The organism is Xanthomonas campestris pv. asclepiadis (assembly GCF_020784175.1).
GTDB lineage: Bacteria > Pseudomonadota > Gammaproteobacteria > Xanthomonadales > Xanthomonadaceae > Xanthomonas > Xanthomonas campestris_D.
Genome location: NZ_JAJGQM010000031.1, coordinates 22,860 through 46,005 on the forward strand (window position 1 = coordinate 22,860; position 23,146 = coordinate 46,005).

The following is a 23,146-nucleotide window of genomic DNA, read 5'->3' on the forward strand; positions in this document are numbered from 1 at the left end:
CCTGCAGGTCAAAACGCAGAGGCCGGATACGAAAAGACCCCGCAAGAGGCGGGGTCTAGTGGGTCGCTCGGCATCGGGGTCACTGGACCAGCGTGCACGCAGTTGCCACGTAGCATGCGCCCGGCCCGCAAGGAGCTGCGGCGCCAGACGATGCATCCGCCCGGACTGGCGGCCGCGTCCGCCTGAGCGCGGACGCATCGACTGTCTTAAGCGGCGACGCCGGCGCCGGCCGCCTGCCGATCGGCGTGATACGACGAGCGCACCATCGGTCCGGAGGCGACATGGCTGAAGCCCAGCGCGTTGCCATACTCTTCCAGCGCCTTGTATTCCTCCGGCGTCCAGTAACGCATCACCGGATGGTGGTGCGGGGTCGGCTGCAGGTACTGGCCGATGGTGATCATGTCCACATCGTGCGCACGCAAGTCGCGCAGGGTGGCCTGCACCTGTTCCATCGTTTCGCCCAGGCCCAGCATGATGCCGGACTTGGTGGCGATGGACGGATGCTGCGCCTTGAAGCGCTGCAGCAGGGTCAGCGACCACTGGTAGTCGGCACCGGGACGCACGTTCGGATACAGGTCCGGCACGGTTTCGATGTTGTGGTTGAACACGTCCGGCGGGCTGAGCGCCAGGATCTCCAGCGCGCGGTCCATGCGGCCCTTGCCGCGGAAGTCCGGGGTCAGGATCTCGATACGGGTCTTGGGTGAGCTGACCCGGATGGCCGAAATGCAGTCGACGAAATGCTGGGCACCGCCGTCGCGCAGATCGTCGCGGTCCACGCTGGTCACCACCACATACTTCAGGCCCATGTCGGCCACGGTAGTGGCCAGGCTGGCCGGCTCGTTTGCATCCGGCGGCTTGGGCCGGCCATGCGCCACATCGCAGAACGAGCAGCGCCGCGTGCAGACCTCGCCCAGGATCATGAAGGTCGCGGTGCCGTGGCTGAAGCACTCGTGGATGTTCGGGCAGCTGGCTTCCTCACAGACCGTGACCAGGCGGTTTTCGCGCAGCTTGGCCTTGAGGTTCTGCACTGCATTGCCGGACGGAATCCGCACCCGGATCCACGACGGCTTGCGCAGCACCGGCGCATCGACGAACTGCACCGGCGAGCGGTTGATCTTGTCGCCACCGATCTGCTTGACGCCGGTCTGCAGCGGCGCAGGTGCGGCGGTGTCGCCGGAGACGACCTGCAAGGGGATGGAACGGGCGATAGGCTGGGTCATGGCAATAACGGGCGCTCAGGCCGGAAGCGAAAGGTCGGGCAACGTGGAGACAGGCTGCAGGACGAGACCGAACTGGCGCGCCAGCTGATCGAGCAGCACCGCCTTGACGGCGTCCATCCCGGAGGGGCCGCCCAAGTCTAGCACCGAGGTCACCTGCAGGCCCTGATAGCCACAGGGGTTGATGCGGTGGAACGGCTCCAGGTCCATCGCCACATTGAACGACAGGCCGTGGAAGGTGCAGCCGCGCCGCACCCGGATCCCGAGCGCGGCGATCTTGGCGCCGCCCACGTACACGCCCGGCGCGCCCTCGCGGCGCTCGGCGACGATATTCCATTCGTCCAGCGTGTCGATCAGTGCCTGCTCGATCTTGCACACGTAATCGCGCACGCCGATCTTGAGCCGGCGCAGGTCCAGCAGCGGATAGACCACCAGCTGGCCGGGGCCGTGATAGGTCACCTGGCCACCGCGATCGACCTGCAGCACCGGAATCTCGCCCGGCGCCAGCACATGCTCGGGCTTGCCGGCCTGGCCCAGCGTAAACACCGGCGCATGCTCGACCACCCACACTTCGTCGGCCGTGGCCTCATCACGCGCATCGGTGAAACGCTGCATCGCACGCCACACCGGCGCGTACTCCTGCCGACCGAGGTCGCGCAACTGCGCCGGCAGGACGGGAACAGCGCTTTCCACTGCCTGAACCGCTACAGCGTCCACTTCACTTCCGGGTGATCGCGCAGTGCCTGGTGCGCAGCGTCGAACTGCTCGCGGCTCTCGGCGCGGAAGCCGATCTTGACCGAGACATATTTGCCGCTGGACGAATGCTTCCAGCTGATGCTTTCCTCCAGCAGCTCCACACCGGTGGCGACGAGCAGGCGCGGAAGTTCGCTTTCCAGCCCGCGCTCGGCCGCGCCCATGGCGCTGAGCTCGAAGGTACCGGGAAACTGGAAGCCGTGATCGGGATTGTCGGTGCTGATTTCCATCCGCCCATTATCGGGACGATGGCAGACAAACCCAAGCCCGCAGTACGTGGAAAGAACAACGGGGCCACCGGGGCCCCGTCTTTTCACGCCAGACGCGTGACGCCCAGCATGAATCTCGCTAATTGCTTATTTTGACAGTTCCAGCATGGCCGACGAGACCCAGCCGCGATTGCCCATTTCGTCTTCGACTTCCCACATGACGCCTTCCTTGGTGCCGGTCGGGTACAGCATCATGCCCGGCTCCAGCGTGCGCACGGCCGCGCCAGTGCCCTTGGCATTGCCCAACAGACGCCCCGCACGGGTCACGGTCACAGCCTGCTGCACATTGGACGCAGCCGCGTTGCCGGACAGACCGCCGAGCTGGGTGACGACATCGGTGTAAGCCTGCAGATAGGCCAGGGTGATCACCTGGCCGATCTCGGTGTTGGCATAACCGCCGGCACCGGCCGCGCCGTAGTCGCCGCCAGTGAAGACGTTGCCACGCGCGCCCCAGCCCAGGTCGGTCTTCTTGGCGTTGCCTTCGGCCATGGCGACCTGTTCTGAGGAGCGCACATCCGTGATGGTCAGCACCACGTCAGCGGTCTTCTTGTTGAGGTTCAGGCCACCGACCAGGTTGCCGGCATTGCCGCCCATCAGGCCGCCCAGCATGCCGGCAATGGCGCTGCCGCCGGCATTGTGGTTCTGCGAAATGAGGTCCGGCGTCATCACATAATCGGCTGCGCGGATCTGGCCCTTGCCCACGTTGGAGCGTGCGCGCAGATCGCCGTTTGCCGCCATGTCGCGCTCGCGCTGCGATGCCGCCATGCCCGCGCCACGGTCCACCAGGGTGAAGCAGCGCGAACGGTTGACGAATACCTTGATCAGCTTGGACGGCGCCGGCAACTGCTGACCCGACCACCAGTTGACTGCATCCTCCGGCTCGAGCACCGACAGGCTGCCCAGCGGCTTGGCACACACCGGGATCTGCGCGACGGCATCCTTGCGCTGATCCTGTGCAGAGCCCTTGAAGGCATCCTTCAATCCGGCCAGGGCCGGCGCGCTGACGCTCGCCAGTGCAATACCCACCACGCCGGACAACAGCGCTGCGCTCACAGAAATCATCTTGCTCATATTGTTCCCCCGACACCTGCGCTGCCGTCGGCAAACGCGATCCGTTGTGATGAAACGGCCTGAGAAGGCCGCCGTTCCTTGGGGCTGGTTTCCCCGGGGGCGGATCATATGCTATTCGCGCGAGCTTTTCATGGCCGTCATGCCGCAAATGGAACGGACTGGTGTTCCAGACTCCGCCGCTGCATCCAGGCGGCTCGGGCATGATCCCTCCTGCACATTCACGCGGCGCAGCCGTGGCCGCAGGCACCTTTGCTGAACATCGCCTTTCCCTACCTTTCCAGGCCCTCCATGCTTCGACCGCGCGCGTTGTCCGCTGCCCTGCTGCTCTCTCTTTCCGGGCTGTCGATGCCGGCCCTGGCCGCCGACCAGTGCGACTCCAGCAGAATGAGCCGGACCCCGCCGGCGGTGAACTTCCGGGTCGACAACGACCTGTTCGGCGGGGAGGATCAGGATCAGGGCTATTCCAACGGTGCGGTGCTGACGCTGGTGTCGCCCAATCTGGTCGACTACACCGACGACCCCTGTCTGCCGCGCACCGCGCGCTGGGTCAACGGCTATCTGGAGCGTCTGCATCCGGGTGAGTTCGACCAGCAGAACATGGTGTTCTCGATCGGGCAGGCGATTTTCACTCCCACCGATTCCACCCGCCGCGACGTGATCCCCGATGATCGCCCGTATGCGGGCATCCTGCTGGCGAGCTTCGGCTACAACGCGCGCAACGATGCGCATCTGCGCACCACGCAGTTGCAGATCGGCGTGGTCGGCCCGTGGGCGTTTGCACAGGAAGCGCAGGACGCCATTCACGACGTACTGGGCGACGAGAAATTCCAGGGCTGGGATAACCAGCTGCACAACGAGCCGCTGATCAATCTGGTGCACGAGCGCATGCGCCGCTGGCCGGGTGATGCGGCGGTCAACGCGGACGGCTTCGGCTGGGATTTCATTTCGCATTGGGGTGGCGCGGTCGGCAACATGGCCACGCATCTGAATGCCGGTGGCGAGGCGCGCTTCGGCTGGAAGCTGCCGGACGACTTCGGCAGCACCCCGACCCGCCCGGCCGGCGAGAACACCGCCCCCAGCCGGCTCGGACGCGCCAGCGGCTGGTCTGGCCATCTGTTCGTGACCACCGACGCACGCTGGGTGTTGCGCGACATCACCCTGGACGGCAATACCTTCCGCAACAGCCACAGCGTGGACAAGCGCCCGTTCGTGGGCGATGTCGGTTACGGCCTGGCGGTGATGTACGGCCGCTGGAAGTTCGCCATCGCCCGCTACCACCGCACCCGCGAATTCGACACCCAGCGCGAAACGCCGGTGTATGGCAGTTTCACGATCAGTCGGATGCTTTGAGGGCTGGGATTGGGGAGTCGGGATTGGGGAGTCGCAAGAGCGGGCTGATGGCGCTTTGCTTCTGCTCTCGCTCTCGCCAATCCCGAATGCCCAATCCCCAATCCCCGCAAAGAAAAAAGCCGGCTTTCGCCGGCTTTTTCTTTGGATCACTCCGATTCCCACCACATCCAGAACGCATCCCAGAGGCGCTTGAAGAATCCGCCTTCTTCCACGGCATTGATGGCGACCAGCGGGGCCTGGGCGATGATCTTGCCGTCCAGGCTGACCTTGACGGTGCCGATCTGCTGGCCCTGCTTGATCGGGGCCTGCAGGTTCTTGGCCACTTCCATGCTTGGCTTGAGGTCGTTGTAGCGGCCGCGCTGCAGGCTGACCAGCAGTGGCTGGGCCACGCCGAGCTGCACTTCGTCCTGCGCACCCTTCCAGACCTTCTGCTTGGTCACGACCTTGCCGGGCGCGTACAGGCTGTGGGTTTCGAAGAAGCGGAAGCCCCAGTTGAGCAGGGCCAGGCTGTCGTCGGCACGCTGGCGCTCGGACGAATCGCCCATCACCACCGCCACCAGGCGCTGGTCGCCGCGCTTGGCCGAGCTCAGCAGGCAGTAGCCGGCCTCGGAGGTGTGGCCGGTCTTGATGCCGTCCACCGCCGGGTCGCGCCACAACAGCAGGTTGCGGTTGTTCTGCTTGATGCTGCCGACCTGGAATTCCTTGATCTTGTTGTAGGCGTAGGTCTCCGGGTAGTCGCGCACCATCGCCCGTCCCAGCATGGCCAGGTCATAGGCGGTGGAATGGTGGCCTTCGGCGCTGAGGCCGTGCGCGTTGACGAAGTAGGAGTCCTTCATGCCGATCTTGGCGGCGTAGCTGTTCATCAGCGAGGCGAAGGCCTCTTCGCTGCCGGCCACATGCTCGGCCAGTGCGATCGCGGCATCGTTGCCGGACTGGATCGCCATGCCCTTTTCCATGTCTTCCAGACGCGCGGTCTGGTTGACCGGAAAGCCGCTGTAGCTGCCGTCGGTGCCGGCGCCACCCTCGCGCCAGGCGCGCTCGCTCATCATGACCTGGTCGTCGCGCTTGACCTTGCCGTTCTTGATTTCGGCGGCGACCACATAGGACGTCATCACCTTGGTGATGCTGGCCGGCGCCAGCTGCTGGTGGATGTTTTCACCGGCCAGCACCTGCCCGGTGGCGTAATCCATCAGGATCCACGACTTGGACACGGCCGGGGCGGGTGCGGGCGGAACCGGGATGGCGGCCGGCGCAGCGGCAACGGCAGGCGTCGGCTGCGGCGCAGGCGTCTGGGCGCAGACCAGGCCAAAGGCGAACGTGGCCACCGCAGCGGCGGCGAAGCGGAATTTCATTGAAGAACGACTCCTGACGGGCCCGAAGGCTGGGTAATGCGAAATTGTAAGGCGCCGCGGCGATCAGGGCGACGCGCCAGAGGCTGCGCGCGCCTGCGCAGTTCAGCGATAGCGGCAGGCGGCGTGCTGAACGCGGCTGGCGGGACTGGCACTCGGGCAATCCGTACAGGGCGCGCAGTGATCACGGCTGCTCGACGACAGCTTTCGATGTCAGGCGCCGGACCATCCGCCGACGCCTTGGCAGGCAGATCGACCGAGCCTAGTTGGCAACGATCTGCGGACGCCCGAAGCCCAGGCCGGCGATGCGCTGCGCGATTTCCGAGGCATTGGCGTGATCGCGCGCGTTGACGCGCAGCCGCCACAAGGTACGACCGCCGCTGACGATATCGCTGACGCTGGCACCGGCAATACCGGCCGAGGCGAGTTGCGACAGCGCGCGATTGGCGTTTTCACGGCTGGCGAAACTGGCTACCTGCAACAGGATGTCGCCCAGTGCCGCCTCGGCCACGCTCGGCGCCTTGACCGGCGCGGGCTCGCTCCTGAGCGGACGCGCCGGTGCGCTGTCGGCGGGTTTGATCGCCGCCACCGCGACCGGGGCGGCCGGCGCGACCGCAACCGGGACAGCCGAGGCAGGCCGCGGCGCGGCGGCAGCCGGCTTGCCGGTGGCCACGCGCACGCCTTGCGACTTCATCCAGGCATCGAAGTTATCGGCATTGCCGGGCTGGCGCGAGTCGGCAACGCGGTAGCGCCAGCGCTCGCCTGCGGGGACCGCGGCGGCCGCTGCGCTGCCTGCTGCCGCGGCGGCCACCGGGGCGGCGGCGCTGGTAGCCACTGCACGCGGGGCGGCGGTCGGCACGGTGCGGGTAGGCAGACGCTGCACCAGGCTATCGATCTGGCTGGCGTTGGCGGCCGGCCGTGCGACGGCCACCGCGGTGCCGACCGGTGCGCTGCCGCTGCGACGCTTGGCCAGCAAATTGCCGTTGTCGGCTTCGGTCAGGCCACGCACCTCGACGTTGCCGGTGCCCTTGCCGGTGATGCCCAGCTTGACCGCGGCGGCGTAGCTCAGATCGATCACGCGCCCATCGTGGAACGGGCCACGGTCATTGACGCGCACCACCACCGAGTCGCCGGTGTCGGTGTTGGTCACCAAGGCGAAGCTGGGCAGCGGCAAGGTCTTGTGCGCGGCGGTGAAGGCGTACATGTCATAGACCTCCTTGTTGGAGGTCAGCCGGCCGTGGAATTTGCTGCCGTAATACGAGGCGGTGCCGCGTTCGACATAGTCGCCGGGGTTGTCCATCACCACGTAGCGCTTGCCCAGCACTTCGTACGGCGAGCGATTGCCCACCGCCGAGCGCGGCTCGTTGGTGACCAGAGGTTCGGGGATGCAGGCCACGTTGGGCACATGGTCCGGGGTGGTGTCCTTGACGCCGGGCTTGTACAGGCCGCCGGCGGTGTAATCGCCGCGCGTGGACGGGTCTTCCTTGGCAGCCGCGTACGGCGAGGTCGAGGGGCAACCGGTGGCGACATACGCCGGCCCCTTGCCGTCGACCTTGACGCCCTTGATCGCGCCGCTTCCGCCACTGCCGGCGCTTTTCTTCGGTGCGCTGCTACAGGCCGCCAGGCCGAGCATCAGTGCCATCGGGATCAGCCACTTGGGGCCTGTCATGCTGTTCATGCCGGGGGTAACTCCTTGCCGGCGATGGCCTCGGACAGCTGGAACACGGCCATCGCGTACATCTTGGAAATGTTGTACCGGGTGATCGCGTAGAAATTCTGGAAGCCCAGCCAGTACTGCTTGCCGTTGGCATCGTCCAGGGTGATCGGGGTGGCGGTGCTGCCGGCCACCACCGGCGCATTGGGGTGATAGCCACGCGCGGACAGATCGGCCAGCGTGTGCACCGGCGACCAGTCGGTGGGATTGAATTCCTCGTGGCCTGCGGCCAGCGTGGCGGGCACCGCGACCTGACCACCGCGCACCCAGCCGCCCTTCTTGACGAAGTAGTTGGCGACCGAGGCGAACACGTCGTTGTGGTCGGTAAACAGGTTGCGCTTGCCGTCGGCATCGCCATCGACGGCGAACTGGCGGTAGCTGGACGGCATGAACTGGCCCATGCCCATCGCGCCGGCATAGCTGCCGATCAGCGTGGTGACATCGAGCTGCTCTTCCTTGCCCAGCGCGAACAGCTGGCCGAGTTCATCGCGGAAGAACAGCTCGCGACGCACTTCGCGTTCGAGCTTGGCCGGGTCGCCGCTGCGCGGGTAGCGGAACGCCAGCGTGTACAGCGCGTCCAGCACGCGGTACTTGCCGGCGTTGCTGCCGTAACTGGTCTCCACCCCGATGATGGCCACGATCACCTGCGCCGGTACGCCGGTGGCCGCTTCGACCTTGCTCAATTCGGCGCGATGCTCGGCCAGGAACTTGCGGCCGCCATCGATCCGCGCCTGGGTGATGAACATCGGGCGGTATTCGTTCCACGGCTTGACCCGCTCGGCCGGGCGCGACATCGCGGTGACGATGGCGTCCTTGAACTGCGCCTTCGCCAGCACCGCGTCGATCTGTGCGGCGTCGATGCCGTACCTGGCGGCGGTGTCGCGCACGAAGTTGGCGCGGGCGATCTCGAACGGCACCGGGGTCAGGTCCACCGGCGGCAGCGCGGGCGCTTCGGCGGCGGCACTGACGGGCGCAACCGGGGCGCTCGGCGGCTTGGCCGGGGGCGCGCTGGCGGCCGGCGGCGGGGTCGGAGGGCTGGGCTGGGTCGCGCAGGCGACAAGGCCGAGGGTGAGCAGGCAGGTCAGAGTGCGTCGAATCATCGGCCGAGGGTAACAGAGAACAGATGAACTTCTGGCAATAAGACCATGAAAGGAAAGAGCGTTTGAGTGGCGGGGGATGGGGAATGGGGAGTCGGGATTGGTGCGGGGTGCGGGGTGTTGCTCGTGTGACGCCCGAGTTTGTCAGGCGAACCTCGTTAGGGGGCCGACGAAGCATTGCGTCGGCGCCGTGCCATGGGCCTGCTTTGGTTTCTCGCCTGACGGCATGACCGGTCGGCGTTGGTCCGTTCACTGCCGCCTCAGCCGTCAGGCGCGGCCGGGGCCGCGCCTGGTTGGTTACAGGGCCGGGAAGCGCGGCGCAGTCGAGCAGGTGGGCACGCTGCCGCTGAGTTGCACGGTGGGCGTGGTGACGTTGCTACCAGTCGGGGTGAGTGCGCTGTTGCTGAGCCCGATCTGCGCGTCGCTGGCGGTGACCGCGGTATTGCCGGTGGCCACGTTGGCTAGCGTCAGGTCCAGCGGCGTTTGCGCATCAAAGCCTTTCAGGATCCAGCCCTTGCCCTTGAGGCCGGCATCGCCGGTGGTCCGCAGGCCGTTGACGACGATCTCGCTGAAGCTGGGCTTGGTACCACTCCCGCCCGTCGAATAGAACGGGTTGATCACCAGCGGGCTGGTCACCCCGTACAGGCAGGTATTGCGATAGGTGACCAGGCTGACCGGGCCGCCCTTGGCGAGGCTGGTCTTGATGCGCAACCCGGTGTTGTCGGTGCTCCGATTGCCGGCATCGTCGGTGGCGGTGATGGCGTTGTTGTCGACCAGCACGTTGTTGACCCCGGACATCACTTCGCTCCCGATCGAGATGCCGTGGGTGCCGTAGCAGCGGTTGTCGCGCACGGTGATGTTGCCGGACTTGGACGCAATGGTCTTGATCGCCACGCAGTCGTCGCCGCCCATCACATCGTTGTCGACCAGGCTGGCGTTGACCACGCTGTCCAGATCCAGGCCGTCGGTATTGGGGCTGGTCGCCGGGGATTTCACCCGCACGCCCCAGATGGTCAGGCCATCGACGATGTGCGCGAAGAAATGGAAGTACGCCGCATTGATCAGATTGACGTTGTAGAGGGTGAACGTGTTTGAGTTCTGCACCTTGACCAGGTCCGGGCTGTTCTGCACCTGGCCGGCAGTCTTGGCGTTTTCGCCGAACTCCCACCAGGTGGTGGTCTTGCCGAGCATGGGCAGGTCGCCGCGCCCGTCGATCGTGCCCTGACGCCCGCCGGTGCGTACGCCCATCACGCCGGACCTGGTGCCCTTGACGCTGATCAGCGGCAGGCAGCCGCCACTCTTGGCGCCTGCAACGCCGCAACCGCTGCCGTAGTCGGCCGGATTGCGCGAGCCGTACAGGGTCACGCCCTGATCGACGACCAGGGTGACGCCGGTGGGAATGGTCAGCGGGCCGCTGAGAAATGCGTTGCCGGTGCCGGCCTTGAGCAGCACGCTGCCGTTCTTGCCGGTGCAGGCCGTCAGCGCGGCCTGGATGGCTTTGGTATCAGGCGGCGCGCTTTCCAGCGCGGCATCGAACAGGCGCCCGCTCGGCGTGTGGCTGGCGCTCACCGGCTGGCAGGTGGCAGGAATCGCCGGCTCGGACACAGCGCGCGTATCGCCGCTGGCAAGGGTGATGGCACCGGCGTGTGCGGCGAACGTCAGACAGACACCGCCGATGGCGGCGCTTAGCAATTTCATGGAAGAGGTCACCGGAAAGAGGAATGGTGCGCGCCTGCAACTGCAACGCGACGCAACCGCGGGCAGACAGCGGCGCATCGGACTCTACGGAGCAATGCCCTCATGCACAGAAGGCGAGCGAACCCGATGCCGCATGCGCGAAGCGGCCCTGCGCCGGCATCTCGTCATTGCAACGCAGCGCGCAGAACCGCACGCGCCTTGCGCAGCGTCAGCTGCGTGTCATGCGCCTGTCGCACACGGCGTGGTGCAACTGGCCAGCCATGATTCGTTCTGGCGACGCGGGTATGCCTGCCGCCTTCGGCTGCAGAACGCGCCGGCTCAGTACCCGTGTACCGGACGGTGCGTCTTGACCGCCATCACCAGGCCCAGCCCGGCCAGCAGCGACACCGCCGAGGTCCCGCCGTAACTCATCAGCGGCATCGGCACGCCCACCACCGGCAGCAGGCCGGAAATCATGCCGCCGTTGACCAGCACGTAGACGAAGAAGGCCAGCCCGGTGGCACCGGCGACCAGGCGCGAATAGGTGTCGCGCGCCTGCGAGGCGATCCACAGGCAGCGCGCGATCACGATCAGGTACAGGGTGAGCACGGTCGCCACGCCGATCCAGCCGAATTCTTCGCTGAGGACCGAAAAGGCAAAGTCGGTGGTCTGTTCGGGAATGAAGTCCAGGTGCGACTGCGACCCCAGTCCCCAGCCCTTGCCGTCGAAGCCGCCCGAGCCAATCGCGATCTTGGACTGGATGATGTTCCAGCCGGCGCCCAGCGCATCGTTTTCCGGGTTGAGGAACATCATGATGCGGTCCTTCTGGTACGGCCGCAGCAACCAGAACCAGGCCACCGGCGCGGCCGCCGAGACGCCACCCACGCCCACCGCCACCCACCACCACGGCAGGCCGGCCAGCAGCAGCACGAACACGCCGCTGGCGGCGATCAGCACGCCGGTGCCGAAGTCCGGCTGCAGCATGATCAGGGCGGTCGGCACGCCGATGATCACGCCGGTCACCAGCACGGTGGAGATGCGCGGCGGCAATGGCATGCGGTGCAGATACCAGGCCGCCATCATCGGCAGGCTGATCTTGAGCAACTCGGCCGGCTGCAGGTAGAACAGTTTCAGATCCAGCCACTGGCGGCCGTATTTGCCGGTGCCCAGCGCGAACACTGCCAGCAATGGCAGCATCGACAAGCCGTACACCCATGGCGTCCAGGCGCGCAGGCGCAGCACCGACATGCGCGAAATCCCCCACATCGCAGCCAGGCCGATGACAAAGCGCACGGCTTGCGCCATCACCAGATGATCGCCGTTGGCGGCGCCGCCGGCGCTCTTGAGCACCGACAGCCCGATCACCATCAGCGCCCCCAGCGCCAGGCACAGCACCCAGTCCAGGCTGCGCGTGAAGCGCGCCACCATGTCCACCAGCCAGCGCAGGATGTCACTCAATGGTCGGTCTCCTGGACCGCATCGGGCACATCCGGCACCACCGGCTGCGCCGGCGTATTGGGGTCCAATGCCACCGCGGTCTGGCCGATCACCACCGGCAGCTCGTCCAGCGTGGCCGCGGCCGCATCGCCGGCCTGGCGCGCATCGGTGGCGCCGGCTTCGAACTGGTTGACGCCCACCGCGGTCATGCCGAGCTCGCTGTCCAGCGGCTCCAGGCCGGCGGGCAGCTTGCCGAGCAGCCAGGCGTCGAAGATCTTGCGCGCGATCGGCGCCGCCGAGCTGGTGCCGAAACCACCGCCCTCCACCGCCACCGCCACCGCGATGACCGGGTTGTCGGCCGGTGCGAAACCGACGAACAGGCCACGGTGACGTAGATGCAGCGGCAGGCTGCGCGGGTCCACCGCGGCCACGCCCTTGCGGCTGACCACCTGCGCGGTACCGGTCTTGCCGGCCATCTGGTACGGCGCGCCGGGGGTGATCGCATAGCCGGTGCCGCCGGGACGCATGGTGTCCATCATGCCCTCGCGCACCACCTGCAGGTGCGCCGCGCTCGGACTGATCGGCTTGCCCGGCGGCTGGATCATCGGCTGCCAGGGGTGATCGAAGCCGGTGCGCTCCTCCAACACCAGGTGCGGGCGCAGCAGCAGCCCGCTGGCGATCGCCGACACCCCGCGCGCCAGCTGCAGCGGTGTGACCTTCCAGTCACCCTGGCCGATGGCGATGTTGACGGTGTCGCCGGGGTACCAGCGTTCCTTGCGGGTCTTGTACTTGTAGGCCGGCGACGGCAGGATGCCGCCGATTTCGCCGAGCAGGTCCACCCCAGTGGGCGCGCCAAACCCGTATCCGCCCATGTACTGGTCGAAGCGCTCGATGCCCATATCCACCGCCAGGCGGTAGTAGTAGGTATTGACCGACTGGGCGATCGACTTGCGCAGATCGGTCCAGCCATGACCGCCGCGGTGCGAGTCGCCCCAGCCGCGGCTGACCCCGGGCAGGTAGAACATGCCGGTGGACAACACCCGGTCTTCCGGCCGGCGCAGGCCGCTGTCCAGGCCGGCCAGCGCGATCAGCGGCTTGAGCGTGGAGCCCGGCGCCACCCCGCCCAGCACCAGCCGGTTGAACTGCGGCCGCGACGGGTTGTCGTTGAGCATCTTGAAGTCGGTATGCGAGATGCCGTTGACGAACAGGTTGGGGTCGTAGCTGGGCAGGCTGACCATGCTCAGGATCTCGCCGGTGCGCGGGTCCATCGCGATCGCCGCGCCTTCGTGCTCGCCGAACGCGGCTACCATCGCGCGCTGCAGGTCGGCATCCACCGACAGCCGCAGGTCCGCACCCGACTGCGGCGCGACCCGGCCGACGGTGCGGATCGCCCGCCCCTGCACGTTGGTTTCCACCTGCTCGTAACCGACCTGGCCGCGCAGATCCTGCTCGTAGTAACGCTCCAGGCCGGACTTGCCCATGTGGGTGAGCGCGGCATTGCCCTCGCCCAGCACCGCCAGGTCCTTTTCGTCGATGCGGCCGACGTAGCCGATGATGTGCGCGAACAGCGGGCCGTACGGATAGCGCCGGGTCAGGTACGGCTCCAGCTCCACCCCGGGAAAGCGCCAGCGCTCCACCGCAAAGCGCGCCATTTCCTCATCGCTCATGCGCAGCTTGAGCGTGACCGGCAGGAAGCTGCGGCGCGCGCGCCGCTCGCGATTGAAACGTTCCAGGTCCTCCGGCGCGATCGGAATCACCTTGCCCAGCGCGGCCAGCATGGCGTTCATGTCGGTGACCTTGTCCGGGGTCACGTCCAGGCGGAAGGCCGGCACGTTCTCGGCCAGCAGCCGGCCGGTGCGGTCGTAGATCATGCCGCGCCCGGGCACCACCGGCTTGGGCTTGATGCGGTTGGCTTCCGAGCGGGTGGCGTAGACCTCGTGGTCGAGCACCTGCAGCTTGAAGTACCAGCCGCCCAGGCCGACCAGGCAGATCACCACCATCACAAAGCCCAGCACCGCACGTCGGCGGAACTGCTCGGCCTCCGCATGCGGGTTCTTGGGGTGACGACGCCCGTGCATGGCTTACTTCTTGCTCCGCTTGCCCAGCCGCACCGCATCCAGCAACACGAACAGCGGCGGCCACAGCGCCATGCCCAGCAGCGGCGCCCACCAGTAGCTCCACGGCAGGGTCGGCTCGCCCACCGCCAGATGCACCGCCGAGGAGACGATGCGGTCGTTGAGCAGCAGCCCGCCGATCGCCAGCGCCTGCTGCGAGACCGGGAAGAAGCGCATCCGCGCGCGGAAGCGCTGCAGGATGAAGGTCATCATCACCAGCCGCAGCGCCTGTTCGCCGAGCAGCCCGCCATACAGCAGGTCGGCCAGCACGCCGGCCACGAAGGCGATGCCCAGCCCGACCCGGTCCGGCTCCTCGATCACCCAGTACGCTAGCACCAGCGCCAGCCAGTACGGACGCAGCGGCTGCACCACTACCGGCAGCGGCAGCAGGCCCAGCACCAGCGCGATGACGATGCTCGCCGGCAGGATCCAGGTGTTGCGCATGCGGGTCATTGGTCCGTCTCCGTTGGAGCCGGACGGGATTGGGGAGTGGGGATTGGGGATTGGCTGGAAGCAGCGCCCTGTGGTGGGGACGAACGGGAATCGGGATTCGGGCCGTTGGATGCGGCCGATGCGGGACGGCGGGCGGGCGTGCTGGCCGGGCGGCCGGACGCTGGCGCACTGGACGGCTGCGCGCCGGGCGCGGCAGGTGTCGCTGCGGACCGTGCAGGCGCCGAGGTACCGGCGCCCGATGCCGCGGCGGCCGTCGGGCGCGCGGTATCAGTCGCTGCGTTGGAAACACCGCCCGCAGGCGTGCGCGGTGTTGCAGTCACCGGCGCGCCGGCCGCCGCCGCGACGCCGTTGCTGTTGCCGTTACCAATCCCAACTCCCGAATCCCCAATCCCGGCCCCAGGCACCACCCGCAGCGGCTTGCCCGCGCGCAGCAGCAGCACATCGCGCCCGCGATCGAGCTTGGCGGCCGGGGTCAGTTCGCCGACCAGGAAGGCGTGGGTGTCGTCCGGGTGCAGTTCGGAGACCTTGCCGACCGGGAAGCCGGCCGGAAAGCGGCCACCGAGACCGGAGGTGACGATCTCGTCGCCCACCTGCACGCCGGCACTGAGCGGGATGTCGCGCAGTTCCAGCCGGTCGCCGCGGCCGTAGACGATCAGGCGCACGCCGTTGCGCGCCACGCTGACCGGTACCGCATGGTCGGGGTCGGTCAGCAGCAACACGGTCGAATGCAGCGGCGTCACCTCGATCACCTGGCCCATCAGCCCGCCGGCATCGATCACCGCCTGGCCCATCAGCACACCATCGCGGCTGCCGGCATCCAGCAGCAGGCGCTGCCGGGTCGGGTCCAGGTCGATATCCAGGATCGGCGCCAGCTGCACGTCCAGGCCGCGGCGCTCGGCCACGTTGAGCAGTTCGCGCAGTTGCGCATTGTCCAGCGCGGCGGTCTGCAGCCGGGTCAGGCGCGCATTGGCTACCAGCAGCTGGTTGCGCAGGTCGCGAGTTTCTTCCACCAGCTGCGCGTGGGTAGCGGCGTTGTCGCGCACCTGCGAACCGATCCGCCCCGGCAATCCGGCCACGGCCCAGATCGGCTGGATCAGCAGGTTGGCCTGCAGGCGCGCCTGGCTCAGCCAGCCACCGCGGCTATCGAGCGCGATCAGCACGATCGCCAGCACCAGATAGACCAGCAGCCGCAGGGTAGAGGTGACTTCGCCCGGACGGGAGGCGACGGGAGGACCGGCGTAGGAGGGCACTGTCAGGGCCGGGATTTGGGAGTCGGGATTGGGGATTCGTGGAGCGGTTGGCTGCCCCCGATACGGATGCGGCTAAAACGTGAACTAGCGGAACTGCCGCGCAGTCCTATCGGGCCGTAGGCAGGAACCGCTGTTGCGAATCCCGAATGCCGACTCCCCAATCCCGGATCCATCACTCCGGCGCGAAGAACTCGTTGCCATGCATGTCCACCAGCTCCAGCGCACGGCCGCCGCCGCGGGCCACGCAGGTGAGCGGGTCGTCGGCCACCTGCACGTGCAGGCCGGTTTCTTCGGAGATCAGGCGGTCCAGGTCGCGCAGCAGTGCGCCACCGCCGGTGAGCACGATGCCGCGCTCGGCCACGTCGGCACACAGTTCCGGCGGGGTTTGCTCCAGCGCCAGCTTGACCGCCGAGATGATGCCCGACAGCGGCTCGTGCAATGCCTCGAGCACCTCGTTGGAGTTGATCTTGATCATCTTCGGCACGCCTTCGGCAAGATTGCGGCCGGAGATTTCCATCTCCTGCACCTCGTCCTGCGGGTAGGCGCAGCCGATCTGCAGCTTGATGCGCTCGGCAGTGGCTTCACCGATCAGCATGCCGTGGTTGCGGCGCACGTAGTTGGTGATCGACTCGTCGAAGCGGTCGCCGCCCACGCGCACCGACTGCGAGTAGACGATGCCGTTGAGCGAGATCACCGCCACCTCGGTGGTGCCGCCGCCGATGTCGATGACCATCGAACCGCGCGCCTCGGTCACCGGCATGCCGGCACCGATCGCCGCGGCCATGGGTTCTTCGATCAGGTAGACGTCGCGTGCGCCGGCCTCTTCCGCCGATTCCTTGATGGCGCGGCGCTCGACCTGGGTGGAACCGGCCGGCACGCACACCAGCACGCGCGGGCTCGGGCGCAGGAAGCGCGACTTGTGCACCTTCTTGATGAAGTGCTTCAGCATTGCCTCGGTGTAGGTGAAGTCGGCGATGACGCCGTCCTTCATCGGGCGGATCGTGGTGATGTGGCCCGGGGTGCGGCCAAGCATCTGCTTGGCCTCGGCGCCGACGGCAGCCACCGAGCGCGTGCCGCCGATGGCGCGGTCCTGACGCACCGCCACTACCGAAGGTTCATTCAGCACAATGCCCTGCCCGCGCACGTAGATCAGCGTATTGGCCGTGCCCAGGTCGATGGACAGGTCGTTGGAGAACATGCCGCGGAGTTTCTTGAACATCGAGGGAGCCGTTCCTGAAAGAGTCGCTTGCCCTGTCGCCGATGCAGAACCAACTGGTCGATAAGCGGGCAGAAAACGAAGTCCACTAGCCTAGCAATCCCCCCCGGTGCGGGCAAGGAAAAATCGGCCGTTTCGGCGTGGTTTTCATGTGCCGGTCACGCCGGGCATGGCATGCGGTTGTGGCCCTGATCGATCGCAGCCGTTACCCTTTGCGCCGCGGCGCTCGCGCCGTCCCGCCGCCATGCCGGCAACTGGCGGGTATTTCCCAACGCAAAGGCCCGACTCGATGTCCGCACTGATCTGTGGTTCCCTCGCCTACGACACCATCATGGTGTTTCCGGACCAGTTCAAGAACCACATCCTGCCGGACAAGGTGCACATCCTGAATGTGTCGTTCCTGGTCCCGCGCATGCGCCGCGAGTTCGGCGGTTGCGCCGGCAACATCGCCTACAACCTGCATTTGCTCGGCGGCGCGCCGATCCCGATGGGCACCGTGGGCCAGGATTTCGGCCCGTACCGCGAACACTTCGAGGCGCTGGGCATCGACCTGTCGCGGGTGAAGATCATCGACGATCTATTTACCCCGCAGGCCTTCATCACCACCGACCACGACAACAACCAGATCACCGCGTTCCATCCGGGCGCGATGATGCGCAGCTACGAAAACCACGTGAAGGATGTGCCGGGCGTGACCCTGGGCCTGGTCGGCCCGGACGGGCGCGAGGGCATGATCCAGAATGCGGAAGAGTTCGCTGCTGCCGGCATCCCCTTCATCTTCGATCCCGGCCAGGCGATGCCGTTGTTCAACGGCCCGGAACTGCGCCAGTTCATCGAGCAGGCCCAGTACGTGGTGGTCAACGACTACGAATCCAACCTGCTGCAGGAACGCACCGGCTGGGACGAGAAGGACATCGTCTCGCGCGTGCAGGCCTACATCACCACGCAGGGCCCGAAGGGCGCGCTGGTGCATACGCCGGAAAAGACCTACGACATCCCGCCAGCGCACGAGCGCCGCGTGGTCGATCCGACCGGCTGCGGCGACGCCTTCCGCGCCGGGCTGATCTACGGCATCCAGGGCGGCTACGACTGGCTGACGATCGGGCGGATGGGCAACCTGATGGGCGCGCTGAAGGTGGAGCATCCGGGCACGCAGAACCAGCGGTTCGATTTTGCCGAGTTCAACGACCAGTTCAAGCAGCAGTTCGGCTACGCACTCTGAGACGGCATCGGCGCCGCAGGTGGGCGTCGATGTTGGAGTGTTGAGGCCGCAGCAAAAACCGGTCACCTGAGATCGCGGGCCGTGGCGACGGCGGGACATATGGTTGGCCCGGTTGATGCCTGGCGCAGTTCAAGCAGCAATTCGGCTACGCGCTCTGAGGCGCACCCGCACTGATCAGCGCCTTGCCCTTCTCCCGTCGGGAGAAGGTGCCCCGAGGGGCGGATGAGGGTACGAGCGACGCCTCGTGCAGTTGGAACAGCACGAGGCTTCGCACCCTCACCCCAACCCCCTCTCCCGCAGGAGAGGGGCTCGCCGCCCTCACTCGGTACTGAGCGGACAGCCACCATCCAGCTGATGCCATCACTGGCCGTGGCACCTGCACCCGCACCCGCACCCGCACCGCAATTTGCTGCAATGCAGTTTGAGCATGGCAGCGATCTGTGCCTCTACTGACGCTTCGCGCCCACTGAGGAACGCTGGCCCATGTCAGAGCCAAGCGTTGTCGCCGCCACGTCCATCGCCCTGCCCGAGATCGAACCGGATGCGCTCCGGCAGATCCGCCGGCTGCGCGACATCGCGCCGCTTGCCGCACCACTGTCGCGCTCGTGGCGGCGCTGCCTGGACGATTACGCCTTGTTGCCCGAGGCAGCCCCCGAGCCGCTGGTGCACGATGCGCTGCACGTGCGCGAGCGCCAGCAACGCCTGGGCGATGTGCTGCGCATTGCCAAGGTGGAGATGGAAAACCTCTACGAGCAGATCGCCGGCAGCGGCTATGCGGTGATCTTTGCCGACGCCGAGGCGACCGTGCTGCACAGCGTGCACGACCCGACCCTGCTGCGTGAATTCCGCCAGGCCGGTCTGTTCTGCGGCGCCAGCTGGGCCGAGTGCCATCAAGGCACCAACGGGCTGGGCACCTGCGCGGCCGAGCGCACTGCGGTGAGCGTGCATCGCGGCGAACATTATCTGACCCGCCATCTGCTGCTGTCGTGCAGCGGCGCGCCGATCCTGGACCCGCACGGCGGCCTGCTGGCGGTGCTGGATGCGTCCACCCCCAATGCGCAGGACGGCAAGCAGACCCAGCGCCATACCGTGGCGCTGGTGAGCATGTCGGCGGCGCAGATCTCGCGCTCGCATTTCCTCAACCAGTTCGGCCATGCCTTCATCCTGCGCTTCCATAGCCGGCCCGAGTTCGCCGGCCTGCTGCACGAGGCACTGATTGCGATCGATACCGACGGTCGCGTGCTGGCAGTCAACGAGGCGGTGCTGGAGCAACTGGGCAAGCTCGATCGCAGCCAGCTGGTGGGCCGCAACATCGCGCAGGTGATGCAGCTGGATTTCGACACCCTCGAGCACCGCGCCGGCAGCGATGCCGGCACCTTGTGGTCGATCCGCTGCGCCTGCCACGGGCGGCGCTTCTACGCGCTGGTGCGCCCGCCGCGTGCGCGCCCCGCGCTGCCGGCGGTGGGCGGGCCGGCGCAGCTGGCGCCCGATACCGAACTGCAACCCGGCGAGCACGTCGGCTCGGATTCGCGCATGCGCCACAACCTGGCCAATGCGCTGAAGCTGGCCGCACATCGCGTGTCGATCCTGCTGCGTGGCGATACCGGCACCGGCAAGGAGGAATTCGCCAAGGCGGTGCATCGTGGCTCACCGTGGGCCGGCGGCGCGTTCGTGGCGATCAACTGCGCGGCGATTCCCGAGGCGTTGATCGAGAGCGAATTGTTCGGGTATGCGCGTGGCGCGTTCACCGATGCCGCGCGCGAAGGCCGCCACGGCAAACTGTTGCAGGCCAGCGGCGGCACGTTGTTTCTGGATGAAATCGGCGACATGCCGCTGCCATTGCAGAGCCGCCTGTTGCGGGTGCTGGAAGAACAATGCGTCACTCCGCTGGGCAGCGAGCGCGCAGTACCGCTGGAGCTGCATGTGATCAGCGCCAGCCATCGCGATCTGGCGCAGCGGGTGGCGGCCGGTGAGTTTCGCGAGGATCTGTATTACCGGCTCAATGGCGTGGTGCTGCATCTGCCACCGCTGCGCGAACGCAGCGACAAGGCAGAGCTGATCCGCACCTTGCTGCGCGAGGAGAACAGCGAGCACAGCGTGCGCATCAGCGAAGAAGCGATGCACAAACTGCTGAGCTACGCATGGCCGGGCAATCTGCGCCAGTTGCGTAATGTGCTGCGCACGGCGGCGGTGTTGTGCAGCGACGGGGTGATCCGCCTGCCGAATCTGCCGCAGGAAATCGTCGATGCCGGCAGCGCGCCGTGTCTGGTCGATGGCCGCGCGGTGGCGGCCGACGACATGCCCGGCCGCGTCGCACTCGATCAGGCCGAGCGCCTGGTGTTGCAACAGCAACTCGAACGCCACCGCTGGAATGTCAGCCGCACCGCCGATGCCCTGGGCATCAGCCGGAATACGCTGTATCGCAAGCTGCGCAAGCACGGCCTGGATACCGGTTGAATGGGCGCTGGGATTGGGGAGTGGGCATTGGAGATTCGTAAACGCCAACGCAGCGGCTGTGCTGGCATTTGATGTTGCCAATCCCCAATGCCTAATCCCGAATCTCGGCTTCAGAGCGCCCAACGCACCCCGATCAGATACTGCCGCGGTACGCCCGGTGCGAGAAAACGTGCCGGGCCGGTTTCCACCGGCGCGTCCTGCGGGCGCGCAAGTTCGCCGTCGGGGAACACGTCTTCGGCCACGGCTGCGTACGTGGCATAGCGGCGATTGAAGACGTTGTCGACGCGGGCGAACAGCGACAGCCGCTCACTGAATTGCCAACGCGCCTGCAGATCCACCAGCGCGTAGCCGGCGGTGCCGATGTCGATGCGCTCGGGTGCGGGCTCGCCGTCTTCGGCGTTGTCGACCTGGCCGTCTTCGTTGCCGCTGGCCACGCGCCCGGACACCGCACGCACACCGGCACCCAAGGTCAACGCATCGTGTTGCCACTCCACGCCGAGCTTGAGGTTGTGGCGCGGCAATGCGGCGATGCGCAGGCCCGGCCGCAAGGCGATCACGCGCTCACCGGACAGCAGCTCGCCGTCGCTGCGGTAGGTCGCATCCAGAAAGCTGTAGCCGGCCGACCACTGCCAGTCACCGCTGCGCAAGCGCAGCGCCAGATCGGCGCCCTGGTAGCGGGTGCGGCCGACATTGTCGAAGTAACCCAGCTGCGTATCCGGTGCGCGCAGGAACAGGATGTCGTCGCGATTGTCGGCGCGGTACACCGACACCGTGGCATTGGTGTTGGCCGACGGTGTCCAGCGCGCACCCAGTTCGTAGGTGCGCGAAACGATCTGCTCCAGGCGCGGGTCGGCCTGCAGGCCAGTCGGCAATCGACACGGCTGGGTGGGATCGGCGCAGCCCAGTTCGATCGCGGTAGGCGCACGGCTGTTCTGTGCGACCGAGCCGTACAGCGTCAGCCCCGAATCGAGCCGATGGGTCAGCCCTAACGACGGATTGGCCTTGGCGTAGACGAAGCGCTCGCGTGGGCGGTCGCCGTCGTCGGCAGTGGAAAGGATGTTGTCGACCACTACATGATTCCAGCGCACCGCGGCGCTGAGATGGGTGGCAGCATCCAGCGCCCAGGTATCGGCGACGAACACGCCCAGCGCCTTGGTGCTGCCGCGCACGCCGGAAAAGAACGCACGCTCGGCATCCGGATCGGCGGCAACCGAGCGATCCGCCTGCACCCAGCCATCGCGCGCGAATTGCCGATAGCGCACATGGCCACGATCGAAGGTCACGCCGGTGCTGAGCGCATGCGCACCCCATTGCTTGCTCAGGTTGAGCGCAAGGCCCTGCGCGTCCTGGCGCATCTGGGTGGTGTTGAGCGCGCCGGTGGGCAATGCATCGGCATCGGCGCGTGCCACATCGCAATCGGCATCCAGCGCGCTGCCGTCGTCAGCGTAGCCGGAGGCGCATTCCTCGACGAATTCCTCGTAGTCCTCGCCGATATCGCCATTGACGGTATCGCGGCGGCCCACCCGCGCGTAGGCCAATGCATGCAATGCGGTGTCCGCATCGAAGCGATGGTCCAGTTGCGCGGTGAACAGCGTATTGCGATTGCGGGTGAGATCGGGCGAGGTGTACACCGCGCGGCGGTCGGCGCGATACAGGCCGGGCTCGGGGCCATCGTCGGTGTAGCGCGTATCCGGCAGCAGGCCATTGCCGATCAGGCGGCTGCGCCCGTGCAGCACCGACAGGCTCCAATCGGTCTGCTCGCCTTGCTTGCCTACTTTTCCGAACACCGTTCCCAGGCGACCCTCGGAGGCATCGCGCCAGCCGTTCTCGTCGAAGCCGGTGACCGCGACAAGGCCATGCCAGCCGTCCTGGCTGGCGAGACCATAACTGGCATCCAGGCGCTTGCGCGCACCGCTGCCGATGCTCGCTTCGCCCTGCAATCCCGGCGCGGTGAGGCCCGATGCGGTGGACAGCACCACCGCGCCACCGAGCGTGTTCGGCCCGAACAAGGGATTGGAGCCGGGCATCAGCGTCACTGCATTGATTGCCGACTCGGGCAGCATGTCCCAGCTGACGATGTCGGCAAACGGTTCGTTGAAGCGCACGCCATCCAGATACACCGACACGCCTTGCGAGGCGCCCGGCAATGCGGAGGCGCGAAAGCCGTGTAAGGTGAGATCGTTCTGGAACGCGCTGCCCTGCACGTCGTTACCATCCACGCCAACGAAGCGCCGCTGCAGCAGGTCGCTAAGGTTGTTGCTGCGCCCGCGCGACAACGCGCTGTCGGTGGCCGACTGCACCATGTACGGCAGCTGCGCCGCGTCGATGGTGGTGCCGGGAATCGGCGTGGCGGTGACCTCGATGCGGTCCAGCCAGGTCACCTGCGGCGCGTCTTCGGCCATTGCAGTGCCGATCGTACCAGCGCACAGCAGCGCTGCGCAGGCGCAGGCAAGCCGATGTCGTTGCAATGCATCGCAGCCATGGTGTGCGACGCGAAGCG

17 protein-coding genes are annotated in these 23,146 nt (G+C 67.0%); 3 read left to right on the forward strand and 14 right to left on the reverse strand.

The window, feature by feature from the left end:
* Nucleotides 1-206: 206 nt before the first annotated feature.
* The 4 genes from lipA to LL972_RS14225 all read right to left on the reverse strand — a co-directional run bounded on the left by lipA (nucleotide 207) and on the right by LL972_RS14225 (nucleotide 3,310).
* A complete protein-coding gene (gene lipA / locus LL972_RS14210; protein ID WP_102255645.1) occupies nucleotides 207-1,220 on the reverse strand; it encodes a lipoyl synthase in 1,014 nt (337 codons plus the stop codon).
* Nucleotides 1,221-1,235: 15 nt separating this feature from the next.
* Nucleotides 1,236-1,934, reverse strand: a complete 699-nt coding sequence (gene lipB, locus LL972_RS14215) for a lipoyl(octanoyl) transferase LipB (RefSeq protein WP_228328139.1) — start codon at nucleotides 1,932-1,934, stop codon at nucleotides 1,236-1,238.
* Nucleotides 1,922-2,200, reverse strand: a complete 279-nt coding sequence (locus LL972_RS14220; RefSeq protein WP_228328140.1) for a YbeD family protein — start codon at nucleotides 2,198-2,200, stop codon at nucleotides 1,922-1,924. Before LL972_RS14220 ends, lipB begins: the two co-directional genes overlap by 13 nt.
* Before the next feature lie 126 nt (nucleotides 2,201-2,326).
* Complete coding sequence (locus tag LL972_RS14225) at nucleotides 2,327-3,310, reverse strand: CsgG/HfaB family protein (RefSeq protein WP_228328141.1); 984 nt, start codon at nucleotides 3,308-3,310, stop codon at nucleotides 2,327-2,329.
* 288 nt (nucleotides 3,311-3,598) lie between these two features.
* Between LL972_RS14225 and LL972_RS14230 the strand changes: the two genes are divergently transcribed.
* Nucleotides 3,599-4,660 (forward strand): lipid A deacylase LpxR family protein, encoded by a 1,062-nt coding sequence (locus LL972_RS14230; RefSeq protein ID WP_228328142.1) that lies wholly within the window; start codon nucleotides 3,599-3,601, stop codon nucleotides 4,658-4,660.
* A gap of 146 nt (nucleotides 4,661-4,806) precedes the next feature.
* On the opposite strand, the gene LL972_RS14235 is transcribed toward LL972_RS14230, so the two are convergent.
* The 9 genes from LL972_RS14235 to LL972_RS14275 form a co-directional block, all read right to left on the reverse strand.
* Nucleotides 4,807-6,012: a D-alanyl-D-alanine carboxypeptidase family protein gene (locus LL972_RS14235; protein ID WP_228328143.1), complete on the reverse strand. Its 1,206-nt coding sequence runs from the start codon at nucleotides 6,010-6,012 to the stop codon at nucleotides 4,807-4,809.
* Between the two features lie 259 nt (nucleotides 6,013-6,271).
* The gene (locus tag LL972_RS14240) at nucleotides 6,272-7,687 is read right to left on the reverse strand and encodes a septal ring lytic transglycosylase RlpA family protein (RefSeq protein WP_228328144.1); all 1,416 of its coding nucleotides are present in this window, start codon (nucleotides 7,685-7,687) and stop codon (nucleotides 6,272-6,274) included.
* Entirely contained in the window at nucleotides 7,684-8,823 is a 1,140-nt protein-coding gene (gene mltB, locus LL972_RS14245; protein ID WP_228328145.1) for a lytic murein transglycosylase B, read from the reverse strand. The genes LL972_RS14240 and mltB overlap by 4 nt, the downstream gene beginning before the upstream one ends.
* Before the next feature lie 294 nt (nucleotides 8,824-9,117).
* Nucleotides 9,118-10,518, reverse strand: a complete 1,401-nt coding sequence (locus tag LL972_RS14250) for a glycoside hydrolase family 28 protein (protein ID WP_228328146.1) — start codon at nucleotides 10,516-10,518, stop codon at nucleotides 9,118-9,120.
* Between the two features lie 318 nt (nucleotides 10,519-10,836).
* Nucleotides 10,837-11,955 carry a rod shape-determining protein RodA gene (rodA, locus tag LL972_RS14255; protein WP_228328147.1) on the reverse strand — a complete coding sequence of 373 codons (1,119 nt, stop codon included), beginning with the start codon at nucleotides 11,953-11,955 and terminating at the stop codon, nucleotides 10,837-10,839.
* On the reverse strand, nucleotides 11,952-14,012 hold the full coding sequence (gene mrdA / locus LL972_RS14260) for a penicillin-binding protein 2 (RefSeq protein ID WP_228328148.1): 2,061 nt from the start codon (nucleotides 14,010-14,012) through the stop codon (nucleotides 11,952-11,954). The genes rodA and mrdA overlap by 4 nt, the downstream gene beginning before the upstream one ends.
* Nucleotides 14,013-14,015: 3 nt before the next feature.
* Nucleotides 14,016-14,501 (reverse strand): rod shape-determining protein MreD, encoded by a 486-nt coding sequence (gene mreD / locus LL972_RS14265; RefSeq protein WP_228328149.1) that lies wholly within the window; start codon nucleotides 14,499-14,501, stop codon nucleotides 14,016-14,018.
* Complete coding sequence (mreC, locus tag LL972_RS14270; RefSeq protein WP_228328150.1) at nucleotides 14,498-15,751, reverse strand: rod shape-determining protein MreC; 1,254 nt, start codon at nucleotides 15,749-15,751, stop codon at nucleotides 14,498-14,500. Before mreC ends, mreD begins: the two co-directional genes overlap by 4 nt.
* A 172-nt stretch (nucleotides 15,752-15,923) precedes the next feature.
* On the reverse strand, nucleotides 15,924-16,970 hold the full coding sequence (locus tag LL972_RS14275; RefSeq protein ID WP_006452025.1) for a rod shape-determining protein: 1,047 nt from the start codon (nucleotides 16,968-16,970) through the stop codon (nucleotides 15,924-15,926).
* A gap of 286 nt (nucleotides 16,971-17,256) precedes the next feature.
* On the opposite strand from LL972_RS14275, the gene LL972_RS14280 reads away from it, so the two are divergent.
* A complete protein-coding gene (locus tag LL972_RS14280) occupies nucleotides 17,257-18,189 on the forward strand; it encodes a carbohydrate kinase family protein (protein ID WP_228328151.1) in 933 nt (310 codons plus the stop codon).
* Nucleotides 18,190-18,672: 483 nt separating this feature from the next.
* Complete coding sequence (locus tag LL972_RS14285; protein WP_228328152.1) at nucleotides 18,673-20,646, forward strand: sigma-54-dependent Fis family transcriptional regulator; 1,974 nt, start codon at nucleotides 18,673-18,675, stop codon at nucleotides 20,644-20,646.
* A 110-nt stretch (nucleotides 20,647-20,756) separates the two neighbouring features.
* Here the strand turns inward: LL972_RS14285 and LL972_RS14290 are convergent, their stop codons facing one another.
* Nucleotides 20,757-23,048, reverse strand: a complete 2,292-nt coding sequence (locus LL972_RS14290; protein ID WP_228328153.1) for a TonB-dependent receptor — start codon at nucleotides 23,046-23,048, stop codon at nucleotides 20,757-20,759.
* Nucleotides 23,049-23,146 lie beyond the last annotated feature (98 nt).